We start from the raw sequence: 8365 nt of genomic DNA, 5'->3' as shown, positions 1-8365 counted from the left end.
TCTGGTGCTTCCCGACCAAGGGGAAGGGGGAGTCCTTGTTGTGATCGAACGTGAGCATGTTGAAACTCTTGGTCGTGTGGCACGAAGCGCACGGTTTTGTGAATTGAGCGCGGTGGACATCTTGATGACAGGTCGAACAATCGGGAGCCGACGGAAGCCAGCGGTACTTCCGATCGATGTGGCACTGCTCGCATGGAACCTCGAGATGTTTTTCTTCGAGTTCATACCGGGAGTCGCGATTGTGCTGGAACGAAAGAATCATCCAGCCGTCTTCAAGATGGCAGCTCTTGCACGGCCTCTTTACGTCCCAGAGTTCCTGGAATTGATTGCCGTGCGGATTGTTGTGGCAGCCGCCGCACTGATCGAAATTTTGCATCTTTCCGATAACCGGACCGTGACACCGCAGGCAGGTGACGCTCCGGTGTTCCCCTTTGAGAGGGAACGCGGTCTTGTCGTGATCGAACGGCTTTCCGTCTTTCGAGCCGGGCGTGATCGCCCGCCACGTCTTGGTGTTGTGGCACTTTTCGCAATTCGGCCCGAGCTTCCCTTTGTGCGGGTCGACGTGGCAATCGGTGCACTGGGCGAACGGCAGCGGCGCCCAAGTTTTTTTCTTGTGGCAGCCGTAGCAGGCGACGACTTCATGCTTTCCGGTGAGCGGGTACCGACTTTCGTTGTTGTGATTGAAGGAGAGGCGACCCTTGAGGGTTTTCCAATGGTCGACGGTGTGGCAACGCTCGCACTTGGTGAAACTTTCTTTTTGACTCTTGTGCGGATCGGCGTGACAGCCGACGCAGGTGGTGGGAGCTCCCAAATACGTCCGCTTCGTTGTCGGCTTCTTGGTGTCCACGTTCTTTCGCATGCCGGTGTGGCATTTTTCGCACGTGACCTTGGCGTGTCCGCCCGTGAGCGGCCAGCCCGACTCGGCATGGTTGAACGGCAGACGGGTCAGACCCGTTTCGTCGTAGTTGCGTCCCTTGTGTTCGCCGTGGCAAGTCATGCAGAGCTTCGTCTGCTGGGCGTGGTACCCCTTTTTGGCCGCGAGCCTTTCGCCGATCTCGGTGTGGCAGGCCAGGCATTTATTGTCAGGGATTCCCTGCGCCGAGGCGTGGCACTTTGTGCAGTTTGTGACGCCCTCAAGCGTTTCGTGAGGCTTCGAGAGCGGGCCGGGATTAATCCATTTTGTGAAATCGAACTGGGCTGTCGCGGACGACACCCAAAGGAATGAACAAAGTCCGAAAAGTATGGGCTTTGATTTGTGCAAAAATGCGCGCAATCTCAAGAAGTTGGATCGACATAATCGTACGGAGGGAAAATCCCTACGTCACGGAAAATTGCGGTTCAACCGTCGAAAACTTACTTCGCTTTGGCTCGTATCGGTTTTTGAAAAACTGTCGCGCCCCTGCAATAGGTCGACCCGGACCAGCTTACATGCATTTCCCACTGCCATCCGGACTCAGACCCTTCTAAATCAGGGAGAAGAATGCTTTGGCTTTTGTCCCCGCATCCAAACAGGATGCCGTGGCCGGACCCGACATCGATACGCAGCCTAGGACCGTTCCACAGGCTACGCAGTAATTCCAGCCGCTGACGGGTGGCATTTCGCGTGTAATCGATAAGAGGTGTCGGCCCGAGCTGCTCAACGAGGGACAAGAGTCGTTCGAGATCAGCAATCTCTTCGCGACCGTCCAGTCGAGTCTCCGAGAGGCGGTTCACGAGTTTCCGGACTTCTTCCGCAAAGACGACTCTCGCGGAATCGCACCACACGCCTTCAAAGTCCTTGGTATCCGGAAACCCGAGAGCCAGCCCTTCTTCTTGAAACTCGCTTTCGAGTTCCTGCTTTAATTGATCTCGGCATTCCTCTGCGCTTGAGGATGCGGCCGCAGTTCCGGAAGTGAATAGGGAACAGGCAATCATCAAGAAAAATGGTATCCGGGAGGGAATTAAGGAAAATGACATGGCGTCGTTACTACCTTCCGCTAGGCTCAGGAAGCTATATAGCGCATCGCGTTAAGTGTCAAGCCACGAGTGCTTACGACCAAGAAGAGGGCTGTCAATCCCGATGTAAGGCGTTTGAGCGTATAGTCGGCAAACCGTGTGCCGCCATGGCACGCATAGCCTGTGACAATTTATCTATTATTTTAATAAGATATCGAGGATCCCTGGATCTAAGCGGGTTTTGTTTGACAACTTGTCCTAGGTAGATATTAAATTTTTCATACGTCAATTTTTTCTTGTTGCAATTGCTTGGCACTTTGCGTTATGCATTCACTAACACGTTCTTAATAAACCTGGAGGTCGGCTCATGACCCAGCGATTCCTTTGGACTTTCTCTATTATCCTTATCCTCTTCATCGGATCAGCACTGGCTAAGGAGCAAGTGCGACAGGTGGCGGTACCGACCAACCGTTCAGCCGACAGGCAAGATTGGAAAGCGAATTGCCCGGATCCGGCCGCGGATCGGATCGTCCGTGTAGGCATTGAGTTCGCCTCCCGGCACTTGGGGAGTCCAAATATGTTTGTGGATGGGGACCATGACTTCCGAATGTATTTCGACTACGCCGATCGCAATCCGGATGGAACGATCGTTCGTAGAACTCAGGAACTGATCATCGAGTGCAATCCTGATTCGTGGGACCTTTCGAGCGGCGCAAATCAGTTGGGCGCTGTTTTGTACGAAGCGCTCCAGCATTATATTCAGCCGGGATTCGATCAAATTATCGACAATCCGAAAAGTCAGTTGTCTCAAAATCTTCGAAAGATGAAGAAGCTCGTCCTCGAATCGCAGTGGTTTTACGGGAACCGCGCGTACGTGTTAGCCGCGGACGAGGCGGAGACCGCACTGGAAGGGCATTTGGGTGTGGCATATACCGCAGTATATTTTAAAGGTTACGCTTCGGACGATGGTTCGTTAAACCCGGACAACGAAATTCATGAAAAGTTAAATTTCCACCAGGGCGGAGATGTGGTGTTCGAAACGCTCAACGATTTTAATGGAGCATTGAACGCGAAGCCGAAGAATCCTATAGCGGAAGAAAAAGCGCGGGAAAGAGCACGACAAGAGGCACTCAAACATCCGAAACCGATTGGCGGACATGAACACCCTTGACGATTCGTTCGCTAAATTAAGTCAATAAGCGAGCCGCTTTCGAAGCCGGCGGGTGAAGTCATTGAAATTCTAATCGATTCAGTCACTTGACTCCTGTCCCGCGCGGCTGTTACGCAGCGCGTAAACCAAGGGTGTTTTTTCTGGAGTTCATGTGAATTTTGGCGTTAGACTAGATACCGCCGTTAGGGGGGCACGGAGAGGTGCGGCAGATCGGGGGGAATCGATGGACACAAGGGGGGCATTTGCCCTAGTTCTTCTTTGTCCGTTTTTGGTTAGCGCTCGCGCGTGGGCCGAAGATACGGCGGAAGGATGGCATTCACGTGAAGCTGCTCGCGAAACTATTGCTTTTGAAATGGATGGTGCGGCATCGGTGCCTCCGGCCCAATGGGGGAACCAGGCCCGAGATTGGGCTATATCCGATAAACGGTCGCTTTTTGATCTCGTGCCCCGCTTACGCGAGACCTGTGCCTTATACGTGATGGATCCAGCGATTTGCCAAACGGACATCACCGTTCGTTTTGTCGGCCCACAGGTGTTCCAAAACGTTCTTCGACAGTCCTCGTACCTTGATAGCTTCGTTGTAACCAGCTACCGGGATTTGGAAGATATCAATCCCGAGATGGGTCAGCTCGTGGCTACGGAGAGAACCACCGTCCGAACTTTCTTTGAGGATCATTTCGGTACTCCGCCGGTGGTCTTTATCGCCAACAGAAACACTCCAGCTTCGATTCACCTGGAAATTTTAGTGGCACATGAACTGGGTCACCTAATTTACGAATCCGGCCCAAGCGAGGCGAAATGGGACAAGGGTTCGAACATCAAGGCGGGCTACCGAGGGCCAAATCCCCCCATCATCGACGATAATTTTGTTGAAAAATGGTTTGGGGAAGAAAAAGCACGGCAGACTGTCCTCTTGAAGACGTACGAGAAAGGGCCGCTTAGAGGTAAACTGTATGCCCTCAAGGACAAATTCGGAACCTACATGGAGGATTTCGCTCACTTGAACGAAATGCGAGTTGTACGCCGTTATCATCCACAGATGGATTTTAAGAGCTATCAATGCGCTCGTATCTCCGTTCAACCCGATGCGGAGCAGCAGATACGAAATCTCACGAATTCCACAATGACTTGTGAAGAGCAAATGCAGTGGCAGCCGTTGATGATGCAGGAATACCGGAAAATATTGTGGGACATCGTGAGCAACGATCGGCTGGGCTGATTCCGCAGGGCTACAGATTCGGAAAGAAAATCAGATTTCGAATGACATGACCGATCGCGATGGCCGACATGATGTAGGCGAACGGTCGGTGGATGTATTGCCAGCGGACGAAGAGCCGCGATGACAGACTCAAAAACGCCACGTTTCGCTGAAGCCGGAGTTTCTCGTGCAACAGCGTGAGGAAAACGCCGATCTGTCTCCGGTGGATCCGAAGTTCCTTCGGCCAGTAAATTCGAAGCCTCCACAGAAGCCAGTAGGTTTTTACGACGGATCGAATGTAACTCCATAGCGTGGGGTTTCTTTCGGCGTCCTGGGCGAGTGACTGGGTGATCGCGCGGATCAGATCGCGATGCTTGGTCGATCCTTCCATCAGGGCGTCCAGCTTCTGCGTGATCGCGGCGTCTTCTTCTTCGATTTCCTTCATTTCAAGTTCGGTGCCGGCCACACGACGCGGAATAGCCTGGTAGAGAAACCGGCCGAACACACCGCTGGCCGCTACGGCGACGAGCGCCAGGAAACCGAATGTGCTCGGCTGAAACGGAAAGACAAAGCCGGTGTGAAAAAGAACGAGAATGGTTCCAAAAATGCCGCAAAAGTTGTGGAAATCGAGCCAGAGCGGCTTCTTTCCAAAATATTTGAACAACTTCGGGAACCCTTTTCTTAATGGATAGAGAAGGGCGAATAAGATCAGCGCAAAGCCGGCATTGCCGAGAAAATTGCAGTATTGCGACCCGCGACGGAATTCAAGGCCGAAATCGGACGGGATCACACCGGACAGTTGAAATTGCTTGAGGATCGATGCCGCGGGGAACCGGTTGAGAGCGTACGCTTCCCACAAAAGCCAAAACGTCCCGAGAAACCCCAGAAGCACGTAGAACTTTTGCAGAGCCAATTCCACCGGGTGCCTCTCGATTTTACTGGGGAGCCGATGCCAAGCGCCGGCCCCCGCCCCGAACACGCGGGGATTATCGAAGAGATCGGAGGCCTCAACTTCAATGATGGCCCCTGTGGGACAATTGGTAATGCACACCATGTCGTCGTATCCGTCGCAGTGATTGCATTTGTCGGCGATGAATTTTGGTTTGATTTTTTTCCCGGGCTTTAGGAACCGGGCAAAACGGGCATCGTCCGGAACCACTTTGTACATCTTGATCGCGCCGTACTGGCAAGCTCGGGCGCAAGCCGAGCAGCCGATGCAACTGTCGTCGATTTCCACTTCGCCGTTCTTGGGATTGAAAAGGACGCTGTCGACCGGGCAGGCCGGAATGCAGGTGGGGTAAAAACAGGTCAGGCAGCTTTTCGCGAAATCGAGGACGCCGAAGTGCGCGTACCCGCGCTCCAGCCTCTGAAAGCCGTGCCGCTCTTCGCAAGACTGGTAACAGGTGTTGCATTCGATGCACTTGTCCATCTCGGTGATCTTGATGCGCGAGGCCTGGGTGAGTTCCGTTTCGATCAGAAATTCCATGACGGAGCGGGCGTAGCGGTCTTCGCTGTAAATGCGGTTTCGGTAGTCGATCCGGTCGGCCAGTTCTTTCAGTTTTTTCTCGAGCGGATGGTGGCTCTGCGTGGCCCGCCGGAATTCTTCGCGCGGGAGAATCAGAAGTTCCACGCCGGTCATGGCCACGGCTTTCGTGGCCACCTGGCTCCGCCAGTTCACCGACTTGTCGACGAAAAAATCGCCCTTTCGGAGGAAATTCAGCGGTTTGACGCGCGCTTCCTCGTCGAGGCCGATGACTTTCACATGGCCGTGCGCGATGAAATAAAAGTTTTCGAAGAGCTGCTTCTCTTTGGCCAGCTCGAGAATCGTCTCGCCCTGGTCAATCGTCGCGCGGTGCACGCTCCCTTCCAAGCTTTCCAGGCTGCCCGCGGGAATGTCCTTGAAAAGTTGAAGGCGGGCCAGCTCGGTGAGCGGAACGATCGGGAGCGAAGAAGAGGACTCGCGCGGGACTTGTCCGGAGATCGGCATACGTTTGGAGTTACGTATTATAGCGGATTCGTGTGGGGTTGGCTGGAGCTTGACATCAAAAAGAGAAATTCGCATCGTACACGTCGAAACCTGGAAGTCCCCGCAATTCCAGCTATAGTCTGCCGTTTAGCGGAAGCAGTGAGGAGAAGATGATCGAAGCAAAACAATTGACCAAGCTCTACGGTGAGATTCGGGCGGTGGATCATGTCACGTTCAGCGTCGGGCGAGGCGAGATCCTCGGTTTTTTGGGACCCAACGGTGCGGGAAAAACGACGACGATGCGGATGCTGACCGGGTTTCTTCCCCCGACGGGCGGCACGGCGGTTGTCGCGGGGTTCGACGTTCTCGATCAGCCGATTGAAGTGAAAAAGCGGCTCGGATACCTTCCCGAAACGCCTCCGCTTTACCATGACCTCACGGTCGTCTCCTATTTGAAGTTCGTCACGAAGATCAAAGGGGTTCCGGCCGCCGAGCGGAACGAGCGGATCGATTGGGCGATTCAACGTTGCGGCTTACCCGAAGTGCGAAGCCGCCTGATCGGAAATCTCTCCAAGGGATTCAAGCAAAGGGTAGGGTTGGCCCAGGCGATTATTCACCGGCCGGAAGTCTTGATTCTGGACGAACCGACCATCGGTCTCGATCCCCGGCAAATCCGGGAGATTCGGGAACTGATCCTGGAGCTTTCCAAGGAACATACGATCATCCTCTCCACGCACATCCTTCCGGAAGTCACGATGATCTGCAATCGAGCGGTGATCATCCATCGCGGAAAAATCGTGTTGGAGGGAAAGGTTTCCGAGCTCACGCGGGGCCGGTCGCTGGAGGAGGTCTTCATCGACCTCATTTCCAAGGAAGAGGAGTCGCAGGTCTCTCTGACGAACGTCGCCTCTGCCGACGGAGGAAAACATGCAGCAGTCGTGGGCTAATACCTGGGCTATCGTCCAGAAGGAATTGAAGCACTACTTCGTTTCCCCGATCGCTTACGTCGTGATGGTTATTTTCCTCACGCTCTCGGGCTACTTCTTTTACGCGGGGATGGTCCGATTTTCGGAGCAATTCAAGTACGCCAAGCAGATGATCCGCTTTTATCAAAATCCCGAGATGTTGGCCCGGTTCAACTTGAACGAAATGGTCATCGCGCCGGCGCTGTTCAACATGGTGTTCGTCTTCCTGTTCATTCTGCCGCTCATCATGATGAGGTCGTTCGCGGAGGAAAAGCGCCAGGGGACGACGGAGCTTCTCATGACGTCTCCGATTACGACCAATCAGCTCCTGGTCGGGAAGTTCCTCGGCTCGCTTCTGTTTGTTTTGGTTTTGGTCGTGCCGACGTTCGCCTATCAGGCGCTCCTTTTTTGGTTTTCGAAGCCGGAATGGGGTCCGGTTTTCACCGGGTATGTCGGAGTGATTCTCTTCGCGTCGGCCGGCGTGGCGGTAGGCCTGTTTGCATCTTCGTTGACGGAGAACCAGATCATCGCGGCGGTGATCTCGTTTGTCATTCTGCTCTTCATGTTCATCATTAATTTTATCGGCCAAAACGAGGGGACGTTTGTTTTTGAGGTCGTGAAGTATCTCTCGGTCGCGGAACATATTCGCAATCTGCTGCGGGGTCTGATGGACACGCGGGATGTGGTCTACTTTCTGAGTTTTATCGTAGTTTTCCTGTTTTTGACCAAGCGGTCCATCGAGTCGACGCAGTGGCGGTAACGGAGGGTTTGTCATGCAGCTTCTGATGCAATGTCTTGGAATTACCGGCGCCGTCATGATGGTGTACGGCTTCTTGGCGTTCGCCGTTACGCAGGTCTCCACCTGGTTCTTTTGGACGTTGGTTGTGGGCGGATTGGGACTCGTGCTCACGTTTATCGTCACAACCGTTCCGCGCCAGTGGCAGGCGACGCTGGGATCGCTGGCGGCGCTCAACGCGGCCTGGATCGTCCTCCTCGTCGGGAAACAATGGCCCAACTGGGGTCTGGCGATCGGTGGCGGGGCCTGTTTGGTGGTCGTTTTTGCTCTAGGTATGAAACGACTTTCGGTCGTGGGTACGATGTGCGGGATTGTCGCCGTGACGTTCGCGTCG

Annotated in this window: 7 protein-coding genes and 1 pseudogene; 5 read left to right on the top strand and 3 right to left on the bottom strand. The window is 54.0% G+C overall.

What is annotated here, in order from left to right; translation table 11 throughout:
- Together VI895_06265 and VI895_06260 are read right to left on the bottom strand one after the other, a co-directional pair.
- Positions 1-1213, bottom strand: a 1213-nt coding sequence (locus tag VI895_06265) for a cytochrome c3 family protein (protein HLG19405.1), incomplete at its 3' end; no start/stop codon positions are given.
- 140 nt (positions 1214-1353) lie between these two features.
- A complete protein-coding gene (locus tag VI895_06260; GenBank protein HLG19404.1) occupies positions 1354-1956 on the bottom strand; it encodes a hypothetical protein in 603 nt (200 codons plus the stop codon).
- 346 nt (positions 1957-2302) lie between these two features.
- On the opposite strand from VI895_06260, the gene VI895_06255 reads away from it, so the two are divergent.
- Positions 2303-3106: a hypothetical protein gene (locus tag VI895_06255; protein HLG19403.1), complete on the top strand. Its 804-nt coding sequence runs from the start codon at positions 2303-2305 to the stop codon at positions 3104-3106.
- Positions 3107-3476: 370 nt separating this feature from the next.
- The gene (locus VI895_06250; GenBank protein ID HLG19402.1) at positions 3477-4325 is read left to right on the top strand and encodes a hypothetical protein; all 849 of its coding nucleotides are present in this window, start codon (positions 3477-3479) and stop codon (positions 4323-4325) included.
- Positions 4326-4335: 10 nt separating this feature from the next.
- Here the strand turns inward: VI895_06250 and VI895_06245 are convergent, their stop codons facing one another.
- A complete protein-coding gene (locus tag VI895_06245) occupies positions 4336-6291 on the bottom strand; it encodes a 4Fe-4S dicluster domain-containing protein (GenBank protein ID HLG19401.1) in 1956 nt (651 codons plus the stop codon).
- A gap of 149 nt (positions 6292-6440) precedes the next feature.
- On the opposite strand from VI895_06245, the pseudogene VI895_06240 reads away from it, so the two are divergent.
- The 3 genes and pseudogenes from VI895_06240 to VI895_06230 all read left to right on the top strand — a co-directional run.
- Positions 6441-7070, top strand: a pseudogene (locus VI895_06240) (ATP-binding cassette domain-containing protein).
- A gap of 127 nt (positions 7071-7197) precedes the next feature.
- Entirely contained in the window at positions 7198-7995 is a 798-nt protein-coding gene (locus tag VI895_06235) for an ABC transporter permease subunit (protein HLG19400.1), read from the top strand.
- Between the two features lie 13 nt (positions 7996-8008).
- Positions 8009-8365, top strand: a 357-nt coding sequence (locus VI895_06230; protein HLG19399.1) for a hypothetical protein, incomplete at its 3' end; no start/stop codon positions are given.

It is taken from the genome of Bdellovibrionota bacterium, assembly GCA_035292885.1.
Taxonomy (GTDB): Bacteria; Bdellovibrionota_G; JALEGL01; order JALEGL01; family DATDPG01; genus DATDPG01.
This window is presented reverse-complemented; position numbering and strand designations above follow the sequence as displayed.